Raw genomic sequence first — 18,422 nt, 5'->3', positions numbered from 1 at the left:
GGGTAAAGCCAACTTTCGCAAATAATCTGATTCTTCCTAACCAAGTCCTCTTTTTCTATTGCGGGATTAGAGTTTTAGTTGCCACTTGGCTCCACGCCCTTTGCCTTGAGGGATGATGATTCCCTCATCGCGCAATTGCCTGAGAACGAGGCGTATGGTGTCACGACTAACCGCCGGGCATACCCTTTCGATATCCGAGATTGCAAAAGGGCCCATCATTCTTTCAACTGTTTGTCTGATATAGGCATTTTTACTCCCCTGCCCCGTTTTTAAAGTTCCCACACGCGCCTCAAATTCGCTGTAAGCGCGCAGAAGTACACCCCAAAAATAGGTCATCCAAGGCATGATGTCATGCTGGCCTTCATGCCATCCCCTGGAGCTTTTTTCTAAAGTATCGTAATAGCTCTCCTTCGACTCCTCAAAAATCCGCTCCAAACTAATATATCGCCCGACTTGATAGTCAAAATGGTAAAGAAGCAAGAGAGTCAAAAGGCGCGCCGTACGGCCGTTACCATCGCTAAAGGGGTGAATGCAAAGAAAATCGAGTATCGTTAAAGGCAAAATAATTAAAGGCTCTTTTTGCGCTCCTTGAATACTCGCTTCGTAGCGTTGAATCAAGGCCTCCATCGCGCGAGGTGTTTCAAAAGCATTGGTTGGTGTAAAGCGCACCCTCTTGCAGCCATCAGGATAAATTTCAGTAATCTGATTGTCAGAGCGTTTCCACTGCCCCCCTTCATGTGGTTGATAGCGGTAAAGCCAGCTGTGCAATTGCAGAATAATATTACTCGAAAAGGACATGTGCTGGCCCGACTGATGAATGAGATTCAAGGCGTCACGATAGCCAGCAATTTCTTGCTCCGAGCGATCGATCGGAGCGCTATTTTTAATAACCAAATCAGCAATCCGGTTATGGGGTGCTGTAATACCTTCTAAACGATTAGACGACTCACTCGATTCAATAACTGCCACTTGCTGAAGATTTTTTAATATTTCCGGCGATTGCTTAAAATACAGGGCCTGTTTGCCGCGATACTCACCGAGTAAACGAAGCGTCGACATGTGTTCTTCCGAAAAGCGGAGCACATTTAAATAGTCAAGAGTTAATGAATGCATGCTTATTCTTCTAAACAGGGTAATTGATTGTAATTTTTACCTGATTTATAATGAATATTACCCTATTTAAGCCAATGATTTCGCACTTAAGAGATGAAAAGGATTGGACAATAGCCGCTTGCGAATTGACATCCTGTCATTGCTCAAGCTTCGATTGCTCAAAAGACCTATTATCGTTAGTTTGGGGAAAAGAATCATTTAGCCAAAAGTATAGCATGTCGTTTGATATCAACTATCCTCTAAGTGCAGCCGAATTACAGGCGCCCATTAAAAACTATTGTAGCGAAGCCGAGACAGTTTTTCACATTAATACAACGATCGCAGAACTTTTGCTCATTCTGCGCACTAAGAAAATCAGGCATGATATTTATTACTTTTATGCCGTCGACGACTATAACAGATTGTATGGTGTTATTCCAACAAGAGATATTTTAAGCACCTCACCTGAGAAACAATTAATAGAAATTGTCGATGAAGACATCATCACCTTATATGAGGGTGCTTCTGTAGAACATGCCCTTAAGATTTTAACTGAACATCAATACCTGTCGGTCCCAATTGTCGATGACGAATATCGGTTATTGGGGGTATTTGAAATCGCGCCCGCAGATATTCATTTTATGAAACGTTATAAAAAGCGTCCCATGAAAGAAATTCAAGACATTTTTCAACTCATCGGATTTTCGATTGAAAAAAACAAATTGAATTCCAAATGGACTGAATACCGCTATCGCCTTCCATGGCTACTTGGAAACTTATTTGCAGGGCTAGCCTGCGCAGCTATTGCCGCTTTTTTTCAGCTAACCTTAGCCAAATTTGTGCTTCTGGCATTGTTCATCCCCCTGGTTCTAACCTTATCTGAGTCTATTTCGATGCAATCGATGACCATTAGTCTGCAGTTTTTGCACCATGGAAGAATTTCCTGGAAAGACACTCTGAGACGGATTGCCCGGGAATGGTGGGTGTCCATGTTTTTGGGATTGACATGCGGGCTCTTACTAATATTGTACTACACGTTCAATTACGACCAAAATTGGTATCCCGATCTTGCAGCCATCAGCATAGCCACGAGTATCTTCCTTTCCATGTGTCTCGCTGCTTCCTTTGGAACCCTTTTCCCTCTCGTCCTTCATCATCTCTCCCTCGACCCAAAAATCGCCGCCGGTCCGGTCGTTCTCATGATGACTGATATCATGACTACCGCAGTTTACCTCGGCATATCAACCTGGCTCTTGCTTTAAACCTGGATCTTAAACGTCTGATTTTTAATCCTATGCTCTCTCACCAAGCAATCATAAACATCTCATTATTGATCGGCCAATCCAATCGATTAAACAGACTGTCCCACATGGCATAGTTCATGCTCTTATTAGTCGTGCAAACAAAAAAGAGGATGACAATGATCCGCTATCATTTTCTATTTTACTCATTTTTAATCTGCATGAGTGGGCTTTATTTGAACGCAGACCAAAGTCCGGTTCATGCAGCGCCCTTGGAAAAAGACAATCAGCGCATTGCCGCTTATTCGGCTATGATCGCACGCTACTACGATATGAATGAAAATGAACACATTAAAGACATTACCGAATCTGTATTAGCCGAGCCTACGACTCCAAATAACGTGAAAGAGGCGATTCGAGCGAATCAAAGGCACATATATGTCTTTAAGTATCCAAGTGATGGATTGATGGTTAAAGGCTTCATCAGTTTGACTCCCGAATCACAAAATTATCCTTTACTCGTCTTATTTCGGGGAGGAAACCGTGACTTTGGACTGCCCAATCCAGCAGACAGGCTTGTCAACTATCAACACTACGCTGTCATTTCTTCGACCTTGCGGGATGGAATCAACGCTGGCCGCGATGAATTTGGCGGTGCCGATGTGAATGACATGAAGAATCTGATCGAATTTATTCCAACTTTAGAAAAAAAGCTGCTCATTAAATTGCAAACACACTCCCTAGACTTTTTGGGAATCAGCCGCGGCGGGATGGAAATGTTTTTAACACTCAGTCGTTATCCAGAGCTACAAAATCGAGTCAATAGAGTCATTTCCTTATCGGGCTTGCTCGATCTTCGCCGTCAAATGCTCGACCGCCCAGAAATGAAAGAGATGTTTGAAGAGGACTTTGGGTTGCAGAACGGAAATGAGGAGGAATGGATTCAGCAGCGCACCCCCTTAATGACTATTTCTCACTTAAAAAAGTGCCTTCCCGTCTTGATCGTTCAAGGAACAGCAGACTCCCGCATTAATTTGGCTGAAGGATATGAAATGGTCAGGCAGCTACACGACACAGGACATGCAGTTGATTACTGGGAAATAGAAGGAGGCAATCACATATTGAGCAATCATCCTCAGCCCATGGACCTTATCACCTATTGGCTCAAAACGGCCCACTCTTCTTGCTAAATGGATCTGATTCATGGCATCCAAGCGGCTCTCTTAGTGGAGCCGTTTGTGCTTTAAATCGAATGTTTGCAAGAAGGGATGCGGAATTCTTCAACGGGTTGACCATTGATAAGATGTTGCTGGATGATTTTTTCTAATACAGCGGGATGACAAGAATGATACCAAACAGCGTCTGGATAGATCACGGCAATGGGCCCTTGCTTACAAAGGCGCAAACAATTCGCCTTCGTGCGGAAAATCCCCGCCTGTTCATTCAGCCCCAGCTCTTTTAAGCGCTTTTTTAAGTATTCCCAAGCAACTAAACCGGCCTCATAATCGCAACATTTGGGTTTGGTTTGATCGCAACAGAGGAAAAGATGCCGCTTAATGGGCTCTACGCAAAGAGAAGTTGACTCCATAATCTCTCCTAATCGGGATGGTATTTTATATGGTGTTTTCGGTTGGGAACTGCAGGCAAAAGGCTTGATGGATTGCCACATCCTCCCATTTTGAAGACTTACGGCCCGCTAAAGTGTCACCATCATACCCGCTAAAAAGAGACTGTACAAGTAGTTTACCCTCTTCTACCAGGTAGTTAACTCGCCAAGTCTGGTAGGCCAATTGGTAGTGATTGTTTTGGATGCATTTGACCCGATTATTCGCATAAGGGAGATGACTGGTCTTCAAGCGCATGGCAATCTCTTCTTTGAGTTGGCAATTCCACTCGTTAGCCAAATAGCTAAGCTGGCGATCTACCAGGTCCGACCAATAAACCGTTATGTTTTCCTCCGTCGGCAGCTCATCCAACCATCCCTGATGTGCACATTGAAAAGAATCGGCATAGTTGAGATAGGGCTTGATATCCACAATAGGGGTCCCATCCACTAAATCGTGATTGGCAACGTAGAGGGATAAGCCTTGAATTTTTTTTAATTCGACACACGAAAGGCCAATCAAGTTAGGCCTATGAGGCGAACGAGTGGCAAAGACTCCCTGCTTTTTCCCTCCTCGCGGAGGCAGAACCTTTGGCTTCCAATGCCCGTGCAAGTGAAAGCGAAATAGAATCCAAATACGGTCAAATCCCTCTAAACCTTCAAGTGCCTGCTCAAAATGGCTGTGAGGATTCAACTTGATCACCCCATCATAATCTGTCAGGACAGTTGCTTGTCTTGGAACCGAATATTTTTTAGTTTGGCTAGCATGAAAGTAGCCTATCGGTTTAATCGTAAATGACTCTAAGTAATCAACCATAACTCTCTTGCTTACTTTCGCTGGGCTTTGTCCCCAACTTACCCTATGAAAACCGTCAGTTGGGGAAGACTTAACACTCCTTGAGAGCAAGCCCTGTGCGGTTCGAGTCTAGCTCTGAGCGTCTTTATTTACAAGGATTTAAGGGCGTGCTGCCCTCAAGCTTAAAGCCATGGGAAGAAATTGCCTTGTATAACTGTTGCAGCATGGATATTTATTCAGACTCTACTTGATTAGCTTTAATTATTTTTTCATTTTACTTGCCTAGCTATCCTTAATATTCGAGATTTATCACCCCCCTTGACTCATTTTTTCCCTCACACTATTCTAAAGCCTTTTAAAGATTTATATAACCGCAATCAAAGGATGCTGTCATGCCTTTTACTATCGGTGGAGAATGGATTCCAGAACCACAACCCGTTGTAAAGCCCAAACACCCGGTTAAAGTCGTCAAAGAAAAGAGAGGTTCATCCATTGTAACGGTCCTCTTAAACCTTCCCTTAACTCCAGAAGAACTTAAACAACTCTGCTCTACTCTCAAACAAAGACTTGGCTGCGGGGGCTCTATCAAATCGAATCAAATTGAGCTACAAGGAGATAAGGTTCAAGTTGTTAAAGACTTTCTAAAAGAACAGAAGAATAAATCTTAAGCGGCTATCAATCGATTGCTTTTTTTTAACTCTTATCCGCATGGCTTCCGATTCATCGAATTTAGCCCAGCTTTTCTTTCATAACCAAGTCGATCGCTTGTTTAAGGGGTGCGTTGACCCAAGGCAAGCGGTCCACAACTTGTCCAGCCCATTTAAAATAGTCTTGGATACGCTCTCGACTCCAATCCATTGGAGGATGGATCGTAAGATCCGTTAAGTTGTAAAGCTTATCAGCCAGCTTAATTTGAGCCGCCCCTGCCGATTTATCAGGGGCATCTTCGATTTGCAAGCGTTTGCGCTCCAATTTGGGCAGGCTTTTATCATCTGTCACTTCTTCGAAAAATCCTGCGACTCTTGAGCCAAATTGCTGGGTAATCTCTTCATAGGTCGTTTGTGTATCCTCAACAGTATCATGTAATAAGGCAGCGATGATCAAATCGGGATCTCTAACACGCCCGATAGACAATAATAGTTGGGCAACACCAATTGGATGAATGATATAAGCCGTTAGCTCTGCATCCTGACGTGTTTGTAGGCGGTGCTTTTTAATGGCAAAAAGTGCCGCCTGCAAAATGCGTTGAATATCTGGCTCTATCATTCCTTCTCCTTGGACATAAACGCTCAATAATTTTGCGGCAAAGATTTCATACCCCTTCATCACTTTTAAAGGATTATGGATGATTGATTCCTGCAGCAATAAACGAGCCTCGTTTACAGCTTGACGAATACGCTCCAGTCCAAGAGCAAAAGATGGATCAGATGGCATACAGAACCCCCTTATTCAAGTATAAATCATTCAAATATCTTAAGCCTGCATGACCTGGCTCGCTTCACATCCACTTTCTTGACTTGCCTGGATCTTCTTTTTGATTTCAAGGGCAAAAGCCAGATTGGGATCCAGCTCTAAGGCTTGATTAAGGTCTTGCAAAGCCTTGTGAAAGCACCCTTGACGGCGATAGATATCTCCGCGAATTTGGAGAGCGTAAGTCGAGCCAGGTGCTGACGCCAAAGCATGATTGAGATCGTATAACGCTCTTTTTAGCTTCCCTTTACGCCAATAAATTTCTCCTCGCCTCAACCTTGTATGAGTCAAATTTGGCACGCGCTTCAAGAGCCTATTCATATCCAGTAATGCATCGTCAAATCTTCGCATATGAAAAAAGACTTCGCTGCGCAATTGCAACACTGAAATGGATTGAGGCGCTAATGTCAAAGCGTGATTAAAATCCAACAAAGCTTCATTTAAGTGACCTTGTCGATAATAAATCTCTCCACGCACACCCCATGATCTAAAGGCTTTAGGATCTAAGCTTAAAGCCAGGTTAAGTTTATTTAAAGCTTCATCAAAATTATTTTGTTTGTAATGAATTTCTCCAAGAAGACGCCAAGCATCGGCCATTTCAGAATTTAATTCTAGAGCACGATTGACATCCCGTAAAGCTTCGTTAAAATCATTTTGCATTGTGTAAATCTCTGCCCGGCCGCGTAAAGCTGCAGCCGAACTGGGTTTTAATTCCAATGCGCAGTTGAGATCAAAGAAAGCCTCCTTAAAACAACCTAGCCGGCAATAAACCTCGCCTCGTTTGCATAAAGCCGAAACAGAATGCGGCTCTAACTCTAAAATCCGATCAAGATCCCTCAATGCCTCATTGAATAAATCTTGGGCGTAATAGACTTCACTTCGCATGCGCAAAAGATCGGTCCAGTCTGGTGCTAGATCCAAGGCGTGGTTAAGATCCTCTAATGCCTTACCAATATCTCCCTGCTCATTGTAAATTTCAGCCCTAATGCGCAGGATTTCAACCGAATGGGGATCGAACTCTTCTGCCCGATCGAGATCTTGCAAGGCCTCTTCCAATCGCCCCTGTCTGAAATAAATCATCGCTCGGGTCCACAGAGCGTTCGCTGAATCGGATTCCAACCCTAAGGAGCAATTAATATCTCTTAAAGCCTGCTCATACTCATTTTGCACGCAATAGATTTCAGCTCGAATGCGCCAAGCATTAACCAAGCCATGCTCTAGCGCCAAAGCTCGGTTCAGATCAGCTAGGGCTTGGGTAAATCTGCGCTGCCTAGAATAAACCTCCCCTCGCATTTCAAGAGCTGTGGTTGAATGAGGATCTAACTCTAAGGCCTGGGTGAGATCGTCCAGCGCCTCTTCATAAAATCCTTGTCGATAATAAATTTCCCCTCTCGCTTCATAGCCTCTCGATGAGTGGGGATTCAACTCCAAAACAGAATTAAAATCGCGTAAGGCTTTATTCCATTTTTCCTCTAACAGATATACCTCTCCGCGAACATGTAAGGCATAAATAGAATTTGGCTTAATCTGTAAAGCTTGATTGAGAGCAATCAAGGCCTTATCGAACTTGCCTTGCTGGCGATAAAGCTCCCCCTTAAGCTCTAAAGCACACCAGTTATTTGGCATCGCTACCAAGACCCCATTTAAATCCGGCTTAGCTCTATCAAACTCTCCCAACGAAAGGTAAAGTTCACCGCGAAGAAGCAAGGCTTTTAGATGGTAGGGGTTTTCATTTAAAACAAGATTGAGATCTAGTAAAGCATTGTCTAATCTTCCGAGTTGGTAATAAACCCTCGCACGACAGGCTAAATCGTTGATAGAGCCAGGTACCAACTCCAAAAGATGGTTGAGATCGTTCAATGCCTCGTCAAACTTTTCTTGGCGATGGTAAACGCCAATTCGAGTTCGTAAATCAGTCACCGAATGCGGCTCTACATTCAAAATGCGGGTGAGGTCTTGTAAAGAATCATCCAACCTCTCATGCCAGCGATATATTTCCTCCCGCATTCTCAGAGCAGAAATGCAGTTCGGATCTAAATGCAGAGCTTGATCGAGATCTAGCAAAGCCTCTCGATGCTGTTCCTGCATGCAATAAGCCTTTGCTCGCAGCTGTAAAGTCTGTATTGAAGGGGGATTTAAATCCAACAAGCGAGTAAGATCCGGTATTGCTAGATAAGGCTCTTGCCTCTGTACATAAACAGCGCCCCTCTTTTTTAATGCATCAGCTGAGTTTGGCTGCAGTTCCAAGGCGCGATTGAGGTCCCGCAAAGAACTGTCTAGATCGCCTTTTAAGAAAAAGACATCTCCTCTAGCAATCAAGGCTTGAACAGATTCGGGTTTCAATGTCAAGAATAGATTGAGATCGCTTAAGGATGCATCTATGAATCCCTGGAGGCGAAAGACCTCTGCACGTATCTCCAAAGCGCGCATTGCATGAGGATCCACACTCAAAGCAAGATCCAGGTCCTGCAACGCCGCTCCAAAAAGCCCCTTCTTGAAGTATATTTCTGCGCGTGCTTGCAAGGCTGAAATTGATTGCGGGTTGATGCTCAAAACATAATTTAAGTCATCCAAGCCATCATCCAGGCTGTTCAACTGCAAATAAATATATCCACGAGACTCTAAAGTTTGAATTGAATGAGGATCAACCTCCAGAACGTCATTGAAATCAGATAAAGCTTCATCCAGCCTCCCTTGCTGGTAAAAAACGTCTCCTCTTCCTTTGCGTGCAAAGATTGAGCCCGGTTCTAAGCGTAGAGCTCCATTAAAATCATGTAATGCCTCTTCGATTCGATTTTGCCTGCGATGCAACGCGCCCCTCTCTTGCAGGGCATAAGCACAACTAGGATCTACTTTCAGCGCAAGGTTCATATCACTCAAAGCTTCTTCTACTCGTCCTTGCTCATAAGCGAAGCTTCCAGCGTGAACCAATTGAACTGATAAAGATTTCAAAACATAGATACTAATGATTTCTAATCCTGAAATCTGCTTCCAAGCATGCATTACAAAACAATGATAACTTCTAAAAAACAAAGGAAAGATCGTAACGGAAAAAATTGTTGCCGCAATGGCTTGAATCACTTGGCCAATTCGCCAAATAATTCCGTGTTTGAGATTAATTTCACCCAGTTTAACGTAAGACTGACCCTTGTAGCTTTCATCTTCTAGCTGCTCTGATACGTTTTTAGTGTAATGGGGATGAACTAATTCATTGCGAAGAGCGTCGAGAGTTGCAAGGTAGCGAATTGTCATGGTTATGTCCTTAGTGCGAGATTGAATTTGTCAGAATTAGAAATCGAAAGAGATGCGTTTAAAAAATTTGAAGCAGAAGAAAGTACTCTTTTAAAAATAAAAAGGCACTGCTTTTTTATAATATTGTCTAGAGTTTTAAGAGGTGTGTCTAGTAGATATAAAGGTTTTTAAAGAGAGTGTGTGGGAGAGAGTAGCCTGAAGATTCAGGCCCTCTCATGGGATTCTCTTGCAAATACTAAATTTGGGAGTGAGGTTTGATTACACCGCAGTGATCAAGCTCTTGTGCCCGGTTGCAATCAATGTCTATTCCAATCGACCTAATTGACGATACACATTCTCCCGACAACCCAAAACAGCAGCTGAGCCAGGCTTTATAGCTAAGGAACTATTGAGGTCTTCTAACGCTTCTTCCAATCGGCCTAATTGACGATACACGTCTCCTCGATAATGCAAATCAGAAGCGGACCTTGGCTTTACAGCCAAAGAGCCATTGAGGTCTTCTAATGCCTCTTCCAATCGACCTAATTGACGATATAGATTCCCTCGATAGCGTAAAGCAGAAGCAGACCCTGGCTCTATAGCCAAAAAGCCACTGAGGTCTTCTAACGCTTCCTCATTCCTCCCTAATTTGCGATATAGATCCACTCTATTTAGTAGAGTCACTAAATTGTAATCCATATATAATGATTCATCGTAATCCCGCATTGCCTCTTCTAACAAGCCCTGTGCACAAAAAAGATCACCTCGAGAACGCAAAACACTGGCTGACGTTGGTTCTATCTTCAAAGCCTCAGTGAAATCTTCTAAAGCATCATCATATCTGTCTAATTCTTTATAAAGCTCGCCGCGACAGAGTAAGGTTGTAACCGAATCGTGGTTTCGCTCTAAAGCTTTATTGTAATCGTTCAAGGCTTCGTCAAACCTATTTTTTACAGTATAAAAAAAACCTCGAGTAGTTAAAGCCTTACCAGGCTCAAGAATCACCGCAAGATTGATCTGTCTAAAAGCCTCTTCCCACTGTTTGTCTAAAAAAGCTGAACAGCCCTTCAAAATCAAATCTTGTGCTAATGTTTTTAAAACATACAGGCAGATCTCTTCTTGTCCACTTGTCCCTTTTTTCCAAGAATTTTTAATAAATTGACGACAAGATGCGGAAAATAATGGACAAATGGCAAAAGCGGTTAGAATGCTTATTATGATTTGACCCACCCGCCAAACTACGCCATGCTTTTTAGTGATTTTCCCAACTTTAGCATAGAGCCTATTGAAATGAATCACCTCATCCCGATCAATCTCGGCAGCTTCGCTATAATGAGAATGAGGATCTATTATTGTATTTTGAAGAGTATCGATATTAGAAAAATAATAAACAGACATACTTTTAACTAATATAACAGGAATAAAAAAGACACATTTTTAATACACAAACTATAAACAAGACAATAATAAAATACATTTTTTAAGTAATGAGATAGATCAAAGACATTTTTATAATATCACAACTACTTGTGCATAAAGTCAAATTTGGATTATAAAAAACTTTTGCCCGAAACAAGCGACTAAAACTTACTCAAAAGAGACTTCTCCATGTCCCTTCCAACGCCGCATTTCCTTTCTCAGAACATTTTAAATGAAGAGGAGGCGAAGTTAGCCACACCTTTAAAGTTCAATTCAGAATCCCTTCATGTGGTTGTCTTTACCATCAATCAGCAGGCATACGCAATTGAGTCTAGATTTATTAAAGAAGTTTTTACCATTAAAGAACTCACCCCTCTTTTTGACATGCCACCCCATTTTAAAGGCGTTGTGAATCTAAAAAGAAGGATTATCGCTGTCTTTGATCTAGCGATTGTCCTTGGGCTAGCGCCAGTGAAAGCGCGTACAAATTCTCTTGCCATCCTTTTAACCAATCAGTTGCGCGAATTTGCCATTATCATCGAGACTGTTGACCGAACAGAAACGTTGCCCGCTGAATCACTCTCTCCTTATCCTGGCATCTGGCAAAAACACATCAAGGGAGAGTTCAGCGGTCAATTAATACTCATCGATGGAGAAACTCTTATAGAAGATTCCCATCTACTCATACAAGAAAGAGCCAATCAAGCGCTTGCTCAGGAGAACGACTAAATGCCCATGAAATATCGCCTGCTCTTTTTAATTTTACTGCCTTTTATTATTTTAATGGGCTTTATCACCCAGTTTTTGTACTTGGATTATCAAGACATTCAAGACAAAAACCAAATTATCGAATTATCTACTTTGAGCGACAATATCAGCTTGCTCGTAGATTCTCTCCAAGAGGAATTGACTCTTTCCGTTTTAAAGTTACAGCAAAACGGCGACCGCTATCATGAGGATTTAAGAGAGGCGCGCAATCAAACCGATGAGCTCATTGCCATGATTAAAAAATTCGTCAATCAGATTACTTTCAAAATTCCGGGCACTAACTTACCTTCCCTTTTTCAGAAAACCTTTAACAGGTTGAACAATCTAGATCAAATGCGGCTCCAAATTGATCAAAAAGAATCTACGCCACAAGAATTGAGCAATTATATTGATGAAATCAACGCCGAACTCATCGATCACATTTCCAATTTAGCACGCCAAACTAAAGATGTGGATCTTGCTAAGGCGTTATTCGCCTATATGAATCTCATTTATGAAAAATTGGAAACAAACCAGGAAAAACGGCTCGTTTTTTTAAGCTTACTAAATGGACAGCTGACATCCAATCAATATGCCCGGCTGCTCAATTCAATTGGACAACAGGCAGCATTCAAAAAAGTGTTCTTTGAAATAGCCACAGACTCTCAAGAGGCCCTCTATAAAACGATCATGCGCAGTCCTTACGTACGCACGGCTGCACAAATAGAGGAAACACTAACGGAGGCCGGACCAGACAAGGCTTTAACAACCGATGCCCAGCATTGGTGGGATGCTCAAACAGAGAAAATCGATTTATTACGCGAAGTGGAATTGCGCCTACAGGGAGAGAGTATTCGCAATACTCTTGCAAGTAAAGAAGTCTTAGAAAGAAACATTTTTGTCACTTTATTAATCGCTCTTTTGACTTTGGGGATTACACTCTACCTTCTGCTGCATAATTTAAGGCTGCTGGCGCAAAAACTGCAGCAAGAAATACGTTTGCTTTCGCATTCTGGAAGCGACATGCTCGAAGCTGTAAGCGAAGCCTCCAACATTACAAAATCCACGGCAGACTCTGTCAATAATACAGCAGCAACCGTTAAAGAACTAAAAAAAACAGCTGATATTTCTTCCGAGCAAGCCAAGCATGTAGCCAAGGTATCGGATCAAACACTGCAAGTCTTGCATGAAAATGAACAGGCTATTGACGAAACAATTCAAGGCATGCATCACATTCAAGATGATATGAAGATAATCTCCCAAAGCATTGCCCAGCTAAATGAACATAGCCAAGCCATAGGAGTGATCATTGATACGGTTAACGAGCTGGCTGAGCAGTCTCATTTGCTAGCTGTGAATGCTGCTATCGAAGCTGCCAAAGCCGGCGACCAGGGCAAAGGATTTGCTGTCGTCGCACAAGAGGTCCGAAGTTTAGCAGATCAATCTAAGCAGGCAACCGTACAAGTCCGCAATATTTTGCATGACATTCAGCAAGCCATGCGATCTGCCGTCCATGCAGCGGAGCAAGGAACGCAAACGGTGGCAAATGGCGTAATTCAATCGTCACAAACCAACCAATCCATCCGATCACTTGCTAAGGAAATTTCCAATGTCGTCCAAGCGGCTAATCAAATTGCCCACTCGAGCCAGCAACAACTGATAGGCGTAGAGCAGGTTGCTACAGCCATGATCCAGATCAAAGATGCCACCCAGCAACAAGTCGACCATATGCACCAGATTGAATCGGGCATCAAAGGACTCAATGCTGTTGGCAATAATTTGAAGGAACTTTCGCATGAATACAAACAGTAGCCACTTTGCCTAAAGGATATTGAATGGACCAACAGGAACGCGATTTTTTAGTCCATTTACTGCAAACCTACCGAATCGAAAGCAATGATCTGCTGCAAGCACTAACCGAGGGGTTGCTCGCTCTGGAAAAGCATCCCTCACAGATCCAAGAACAAGAGTTAGTCGAAACCATTTTTCGCGCCGCCCACAGCCTTAAAAGCGCTTCTCGATCGGTCGACTTCTTTGCCACCGAAAAGCTTTGTCAAGCGCTTGAAAGCGTCTTGTCGGCGTGGAAACAGCAAGACATTGCCTCATCGCCGCAACTATTTGACACTTTTTTTGAAGCGCTCGATTGGATCCGTCACTCCATTCTACAATCAGAATTTTCAGAAGTCCCTCACGATGAAGTGATGCTCGAAGCCTTATTAGCGCAATTAAGCGAATTGCTTCACCCTTCATTACCAAAAAGCCCAATAGAGCCCTCATCTTTATCACCCCGTCAGGATTCAACTTTAGAACAGCCCACACCTTCGATTGTCGTAAAAGACAAGGATTGTGCCATCCGGCTCTCGTCAGTTAAGTTAAACCATCTCCTCGAACAAATTGAAGAGACCGTGGCTCTGAAATTCATGGCAAAACAGCGCTTGCAAGAATTGAAAAACATTCAAGCGATCCTAGTCGACTGGGACAAAAGACAAGGCCCATCTCCAACTCTTGCTCATTCTACAAAAGATGCCGGACACTCAATCACAAAAGAGATCAATGCTTATCTCCAAACGGGCATTAAACAAGCCTCTCAAGATGCCCGTTTGGCGACCCATCTAGTCGATCAGATTGTTGAAGGCGTTAAACACCTCCTGCTGCAACCCTTTGCAAATCTGTTCGACTTATTCCCTAAAATGATTCGTGACATCTCTCACTCCCTTCACAAAGATATTCATTTAGAATGCCAGGGAGGAGAAATAGAAGTTGATCGGCGCATCTTAGAAGAGCTGAGAGATCCCTTTACCCATCTACTCCGCAACAGCATCGATCATGGAATTGAGCTTCCGGAAGAAAGGATTCGCAAACACAAATCACCAATCGGTCATTTAAAGATTCAAGCCGTTCATGGCAATGGACAAAAAGTTGAGATCCTCATTTGCGACGACGGCAAAGGAATCGATACAGATAAAATCAAGCAGGCTGCTTTACAGCAAGGGATCATCAAAGAACAAGACTGGCAAAAACTGAGCGATGAAGAGAGCATCAACCTGATTTTCCAATCAGGTTTGTCTACAAGCCCCACTCTGAGTACCCTTTCAGGGCGCGGACTGGGAATGGGGATTGTCGCTGAAAAAATTGAAAAGCTTGGGGGATCGATCTGCGTCGAAACCCAAAAAGATCGCGGCACAACTTTTCACCTCACCATTCCGGTCAATTTGGCTGCATTTCGCGGCATCCACGTAAAAGCAGCCAAGCGCAGCTTCATTCTTTCCTCTCACCACATCAAAAAAATCATTAAACTCCCCCCTTCGGCCCCCATTTCAAACAGCAGGCAAACGATTGTCTTCGAACAGCAAGAGCTTCCCTATACTGAACTAGCCTCCTTTTTTTCCCCTTCTGATAATCCCCCCTCTTTTGCTCTCATTATAACTGCAGCCAATAAACTTGTAGGCTTGGGAGTCGATGAAATTTGGAACGAACAAGAGATCCTCGTCAAACATTTGGGAACACAAATTCTGCATGCCCAAAATATTGCTGCAGCTACCATGTCTGAATCAGGACAAGTGATTCCCATCCTAGACCCTTTTGACTTAGTTAAGTCCATTCTAAAAAAATCGAATGGCTAACTTCTCTGAAGAAATTGGATATAATGGCTTATTCCTCAATAGAGTCTTAGGATCTTAGTAGTGAAAACTCACTAGCTGTTTGAAGCCTATGAGAACGAACTTAAAAAATTTTATTGTATAAAAAAATTGTTATAAAAAAACTCATGCTCTATAACCGTAGTATCAAGCAATAGCAAGCTTGCTAAATAAGCTCCTAAGCGATTCAACCCAAGCCTTATTGTTTAGACAAGTCAACTTACTTACTATAATCCCATTCTAAAACGAGTATTTTTGCACCAGAACTAAAAGGAACCGAATCTATGAACCCCATCCAAGTCTTAATTGTTGACGATTCAGCTGTTTCAAGAGAATTACTGACCCACATCATTGAATCGGACTCTGGTTTAAAGGTCGTTGGAAAGGTTGAAAATGGAGAAGAAGCGTTAAAATTCATTAGTGAAAACAAGCCCCATATCGTCATGATGGATATTGTCATGCCTAAAATGGATGGATATGAAGCCACGAGACGAATCATGGAAAGCTTTCCTCTTCCCATTATCATCGTAAGCGGTATTTACAATGCTAAAGAAGTCAAGCAAGGATACCGCGCATTAAGCGCTGGAGCATTGGCCATTTTAAGCAAGCCGGCTGGATTGCGCGATCCCAAATATCAAGAAATCGCACAGTCACTGATTCAAGCCATTAAAGTCCTTTCGAATGTCAAAATCAAACCCCGTCCACTCTCAGTTTTTCACAGCCCCACGCAAACACAGCCTGCACCCATTTTTGCCAAAGGCACTCTATCTGTCGACGCCATAGCAATTGGCGCCTCAGTTGGGGCCACTCAAAGTCTTTCTACTATTCTCTCTCCTCTCCCCCAAGACTTTCCTGTTCCTATTTTAATTACCCAACAGTTCGGGAGCGGATTCATGGAAGGATTGGTGGATTGGCTTGCCTCTTCATGCGCTTTAAAGACCAAGCTAGCAACCGATGGAGAAGTCTTGGCGCCCAGCACTATTTACGTTTGCCCTGATAAACATCATTTGGAAGTGGGCCCTGGAAAAACCTTAAAACTCACGCCTGCGGCATCCAACCAACCTGCACCCTCCATAGACCTGTTCTTCCGCTCGATTGCAGATCAAATGGGGGCAAAAAGCATTGCCATTCTCCTGGCTGGACATGGAAATGACGGCATCGATGGATTGCTGGCGATCAAGCAAAAAGGCGGCCTGGCCCTAGTACAAGACGAAGAAAGCAGCCTGCTTGCTGAAAAGTCTCATCAGGCCATTGAAGCCGGAGCTGCAAGTCAGGTTGTCTCCTTAAATGAAATAGCCACTACTTTAGAATCTTTAGTCAAATTAAAATAGCAGTTTAAACAGATGAGTCATCGATGATCCCTTATCCTATTGAAGTGTTGATCGTCGATGACTCTCCCTCTTCTCAAGAACTTCTTTCTTTTATCATCAAATCAGACCCCGAACTTGCGCTCCAGGCTTGCGTCAAGAATGAAAAAATGGGCTTAGACTGTTTAAAACGGCTTGCCCCTGCTGTCATTGTCATCAATAGCGCTTTGGCAGCGAGAGATCGCTTTAAGGCGATTCATTATTACATGCAAACTAAGCCCACATCAATCATTGCAATTTGCGACAATCTTTTAGAAAAGACGCTCGCCAGCAATTTTCAAGCCATTTGTGCAGGTGCCATAGACGTCCTGGAAAAACCCGCCAGCTTTAAAGATCCTCACTATGCAGTTCATGCACAGGCGATTATACAAGCCATTAAAATGGCCGCTCAGGTAAAATGGCCGTCTCAACACCATGAAACATCTTTTTCGACTTTGGCTGCAGCCGCGCAGCAAGAAGCTATTGAAGAGTTCGTGAAGCTTCCTAAAATCGAGGCAATTGCTATTGGAGCATCTCTTGGAGGGCCGCAAGCCCTAGGAGCCATTTTATCCCTCATCCCCAAAAACTTTCCGATTCCTTTTTTTGTTGTTCAGCACATCTCTGCAGGCTTTACCAAAGGGCTTGTTGATTGGCTTCAAGGGATGACTTCACTCCAAGTCCAATTGACAAAAGACCGGACATTTGCCAAGCCCGGCTCTGTCTATGTTGCCCCGGAGCACTTTCACATGGAAATTCGCAAAGGTGGCCTTATTCGCCTCGTTGATTCTTTACCAGAAAAAGGCATTCGCCCCTCAGTGGGCCATCTCTTTCGCTCCATAGCCCACACCTATGGATCTAAAGGAATTGGAATTATTTTAACCGGCATGGGTAAGGATGGCGGTGAAGACCTATTGAAAATGAAGCAAACGGGAGCTTTAACCATCGCACAAGATCCTCTGACAAGTCTTCTTTTTGGAATGCCAAAAGAAGCCATTGCCATCAAGGCGGCTAAACACGTGATGTCTTTGCAGCAGATTGCAGCACTGTTAAAATTAATCGCCAAACGTCCGATTTAGAGTCTATTTCCAATCTCAGCCAGCCTTCTTTTAGAAGCTATTTTCAAAAAACTCATATAAATTTCATATCCTTTTTTTCGCCTAGCTGTTTAAATAAAATTTACTTACTCTCCGAGCTTTTGCTTGAAGGAGAGGGGCCACGGGTCTTAAGCATTGAGTGATGAATAGCTTATTTTTAAAGAGGAATTTCCCCTCATAAAAGAACGCCTGTCTCTGAATTTAACTTGGAGAATATGATGAAAAAAAACTCATGGTTGCTTGTCGCTAATTGCAGCATAGCGCGCATTTACAAAGTTGAGAAACAGAAGTCTTTAATAGAAGTTGAGACGCTTGAGCATCCTGAAAGCCGCCTCCACAACCGAGATCTTGTTTCAGACAAGCCTGGCCGCGACTTTGAAAGCGTTGGATTCGCCCGCCACAGTCTCGAACCGCATTCAACTCCTAAGCAAAATGAATTTAATTTATTTGCCAAAGAATTAGCTTCTTATTTGGAAAGCGCCCGCAATAATGGTGAATTTGACCGTCTTTACATCGCGGCAGGGCCAACATTATTAGGCTTATTGAGACAATCTCTCGATGCAGCGACGATGAAACTGGTTAGCGGCGAAGTAGATAAAGATATGACGCAAATGAAACCCGATGAAATCGTCTCTCATTTTCCCTTTATATTTTAGCGACTCTTCCACTCAGCAGACTTGAAGCGGTTGAGCACCGTTTTTCAGGCCTGTTGGGTATTTACGACTTCACAAACTCAACTATAGAC

15 protein-coding genes are annotated in these 18,422 nt (G+C 43.1%); 9 read left to right on the top strand and 6 right to left on the bottom strand.

Features of this window, described 5'->3' with window-relative positions; all coding sequences use genetic code 11:
• Positions 1-66: 66 nt before the first annotated feature.
• Entirely contained in the window at positions 67-1,113 is a 1,047-nt protein-coding gene (locus PNK_RS05775) for a Fic family protein (RefSeq protein WP_059060871.1), read from the bottom strand.
• Positions 1,114-1,328: 215 nt separating this feature from the next.
• Between PNK_RS05775 and PNK_RS05770 the strand changes: the two genes are divergently transcribed.
• Entirely contained in the window at positions 1,329-2,354 is a 1,026-nt protein-coding gene (locus tag PNK_RS05770) for a magnesium transporter (protein ID WP_162264034.1), read from the top strand.
• Between the two features lie 158 nt (positions 2,355-2,512).
• Positions 2,513-3,523, top strand: a complete 1,011-nt coding sequence (locus PNK_RS05765) for an alpha/beta hydrolase family protein (RefSeq protein ID WP_158021717.1) — start codon at positions 2,513-2,515, stop codon at positions 3,521-3,523.
• A gap of 53 nt (positions 3,524-3,576) precedes the next feature.
• On the opposite strand, the gene PNK_RS05760 is transcribed toward PNK_RS05765, so the two are convergent.
• Together PNK_RS05760 and tsaA are read right to left on the bottom strand one after the other, a co-directional pair.
• On the bottom strand, positions 3,577-3,921 hold the full coding sequence (locus PNK_RS05760) for a (2Fe-2S) ferredoxin domain-containing protein (RefSeq protein ID WP_032125579.1): 345 nt from the start codon (positions 3,919-3,921) through the stop codon (positions 3,577-3,579).
• Between the two features lie 25 nt (positions 3,922-3,946).
• Complete coding sequence (gene tsaA, locus PNK_RS05755) at positions 3,947-4,753, bottom strand: tRNA (N6-threonylcarbamoyladenosine(37)-N6)-methyltransferase TrmO (protein WP_059060866.1); 807 nt, start codon at positions 4,751-4,753, stop codon at positions 3,947-3,949.
• Positions 4,754-5,124: 371 nt separating this feature from the next.
• Between tsaA and PNK_RS05750 the strand changes: the two genes are divergently transcribed.
• Positions 5,125-5,400: a translation initiation factor gene (locus PNK_RS05750; protein ID WP_032125577.1), complete on the top strand. Its 276-nt coding sequence runs from the start codon at positions 5,125-5,127 to the stop codon at positions 5,398-5,400.
• 61 nt (positions 5,401-5,461) lie between these two features.
• On the opposite strand, the gene PNK_RS05745 is transcribed toward PNK_RS05750, so the two are convergent.
• The 3 genes from PNK_RS05745 to PNK_RS05735 form a co-directional block, all read right to left on the bottom strand.
• The gene (locus PNK_RS05745) at positions 5,462-6,166 is read right to left on the bottom strand and encodes an HD domain-containing protein (protein ID WP_197560233.1); all 705 of its coding nucleotides are present in this window, start codon (positions 6,164-6,166) and stop codon (positions 5,462-5,464) included.
• 39 nt (positions 6,167-6,205) lie between these two features.
• Positions 6,206-9,454, bottom strand: a complete 3,249-nt coding sequence (locus PNK_RS05740; protein ID WP_059060864.1) for a tetratricopeptide repeat protein — start codon at positions 9,452-9,454, stop codon at positions 6,206-6,208.
• A 303-nt stretch (positions 9,455-9,757) separates the two neighbouring features.
• Positions 9,758-10,831, bottom strand: a complete 1,074-nt coding sequence (locus PNK_RS05735) for a tetratricopeptide repeat protein (RefSeq protein ID WP_059060862.1) — start codon at positions 10,829-10,831, stop codon at positions 9,758-9,760.
• A gap of 210 nt (positions 10,832-11,041) precedes the next feature.
• On the opposite strand from PNK_RS05735, the gene PNK_RS05730 reads away from it, so the two are divergent.
• The 6 genes from PNK_RS05730 (at position 11,042) to PNK_RS05705 (ending at position 18,333) form a co-directional block, all read left to right on the top strand.
• Positions 11,042-11,581, top strand: coding sequence for a chemotaxis protein CheW (locus PNK_RS05730; RefSeq protein ID WP_059060860.1), 540 nt, complete (start codon positions 11,042-11,044; stop codon positions 11,579-11,581).
• Positions 11,582-13,411: a methyl-accepting chemotaxis protein gene (locus PNK_RS05725; RefSeq protein WP_059060857.1), complete on the top strand. Its 1,830-nt coding sequence runs from the start codon at positions 11,582-11,584 to the stop codon at positions 13,409-13,411.
• A gap of 23 nt (positions 13,412-13,434) precedes the next feature.
• Complete coding sequence (locus PNK_RS05720) at positions 13,435-15,222, top strand: chemotaxis protein CheA (protein WP_059060855.1); 1,788 nt, start codon at positions 13,435-13,437, stop codon at positions 15,220-15,222.
• 299 nt (positions 15,223-15,521) lie between these two features.
• The gene (locus PNK_RS05715) at positions 15,522-16,568 is read left to right on the top strand and encodes a chemotaxis protein CheB (protein WP_059060853.1); all 1,047 of its coding nucleotides are present in this window, start codon (positions 15,522-15,524) and stop codon (positions 16,566-16,568) included.
• 23 nt (positions 16,569-16,591) lie between these two features.
• Positions 16,592-17,659, top strand: coding sequence for a chemotaxis protein CheB (locus PNK_RS05710; protein ID WP_059060851.1), 1,068 nt, complete (start codon positions 16,592-16,594; stop codon positions 17,657-17,659).
• A 233-nt stretch (positions 17,660-17,892) separates the two neighbouring features.
• The gene (locus tag PNK_RS05705; RefSeq protein ID WP_079992822.1) at positions 17,893-18,333 is read left to right on the top strand and encodes a host attachment protein; all 441 of its coding nucleotides are present in this window, start codon (positions 17,893-17,895) and stop codon (positions 18,331-18,333) included.
• Positions 18,334-18,422: the final 89 nt, after the last annotated feature.

It is taken from the genome of Candidatus Protochlamydia naegleriophila, from assembly GCF_001499655.1.
Lineage (GTDB): Bacteria > Chlamydiota > Chlamydiia > Chlamydiales > Parachlamydiaceae > Protochlamydia > Protochlamydia naegleriophila.
This window is presented reverse-complemented; position numbering and strand designations above follow the sequence as displayed.

Bases quoted from the DNA above. Each gene is read 5' to 3' on its own strand.
- PNK_RS05735 (WP_059060862.1), bottom strand. From the start codon at position 10,831: ATGTCTGTTTATTATTTTTCTAATATCGATACTCTTCAAAATACAATA.
- PNK_RS05740 (WP_059060864.1), bottom strand. From the start codon at position 9,454: ATGACAATTCGCTACCTTGCAACTCTCGACGCTCTTCGCAATGAATTA.
- PNK_RS05765 (WP_158021717.1), top strand. From the start codon at position 2,513: ATGATCCGCTATCATTTTCTATTTTACTCATTTTTAATCTGCATGAGT.
- PNK_RS05770 (WP_162264034.1), top strand. From the start codon at position 1,329: ATGTCGTTTGATATCAACTATCCTCTAAGTGCAGCCGAATTACAGGCG.
- PNK_RS05760 (WP_032125579.1), bottom strand. From the start codon at position 3,921: ATGGAGTCAACTTCTCTTTGCGTAGAGCCCATTAAGCGGCATCTTTTC.
- tsaA (WP_059060866.1), bottom strand. From the start codon at position 4,753: ATGGTTGATTACTTAGAGTCATTTACGATTAAACCGATAGGCTACTTT.
- PNK_RS05745 (WP_197560233.1), bottom strand. From the start codon at position 6,166: ATGCCATCTGATCCATCTTTTGCTCTTGGACTGGAGCGTATTCGTCAA.
- PNK_RS05705 (WP_079992822.1), top strand. From the start codon at position 17,893: ATGATGAAAAAAAACTCATGGTTGCTTGTCGCTAATTGCAGCATAGCG.
- PNK_RS05725 (WP_059060857.1), top strand. From the start codon at position 11,582: ATGCCCATGAAATATCGCCTGCTCTTTTTAATTTTACTGCCTTTTATT.
- PNK_RS05720 (WP_059060855.1), top strand. From the start codon at position 13,435: ATGGACCAACAGGAACGCGATTTTTTAGTCCATTTACTGCAAACCTAC.
- PNK_RS05750 (WP_032125577.1), top strand. From the start codon at position 5,125: ATGCCTTTTACTATCGGTGGAGAATGGATTCCAGAACCACAACCCGTT.
- PNK_RS05710 (WP_059060851.1), top strand. From the start codon at position 16,592: ATGATCCCTTATCCTATTGAAGTGTTGATCGTCGATGACTCTCCCTCT.
- PNK_RS05775 (WP_059060871.1), bottom strand. From the start codon at position 1,113: ATGCATTCATTAACTCTTGACTATTTAAATGTGCTCCGCTTTTCGGAA.
- PNK_RS05730 (WP_059060860.1), top strand. From the start codon at position 11,042: ATGTCCCTTCCAACGCCGCATTTCCTTTCTCAGAACATTTTAAATGAA.
- PNK_RS05715 (WP_059060853.1), top strand. From the start codon at position 15,522: ATGAACCCCATCCAAGTCTTAATTGTTGACGATTCAGCTGTTTCAAGA.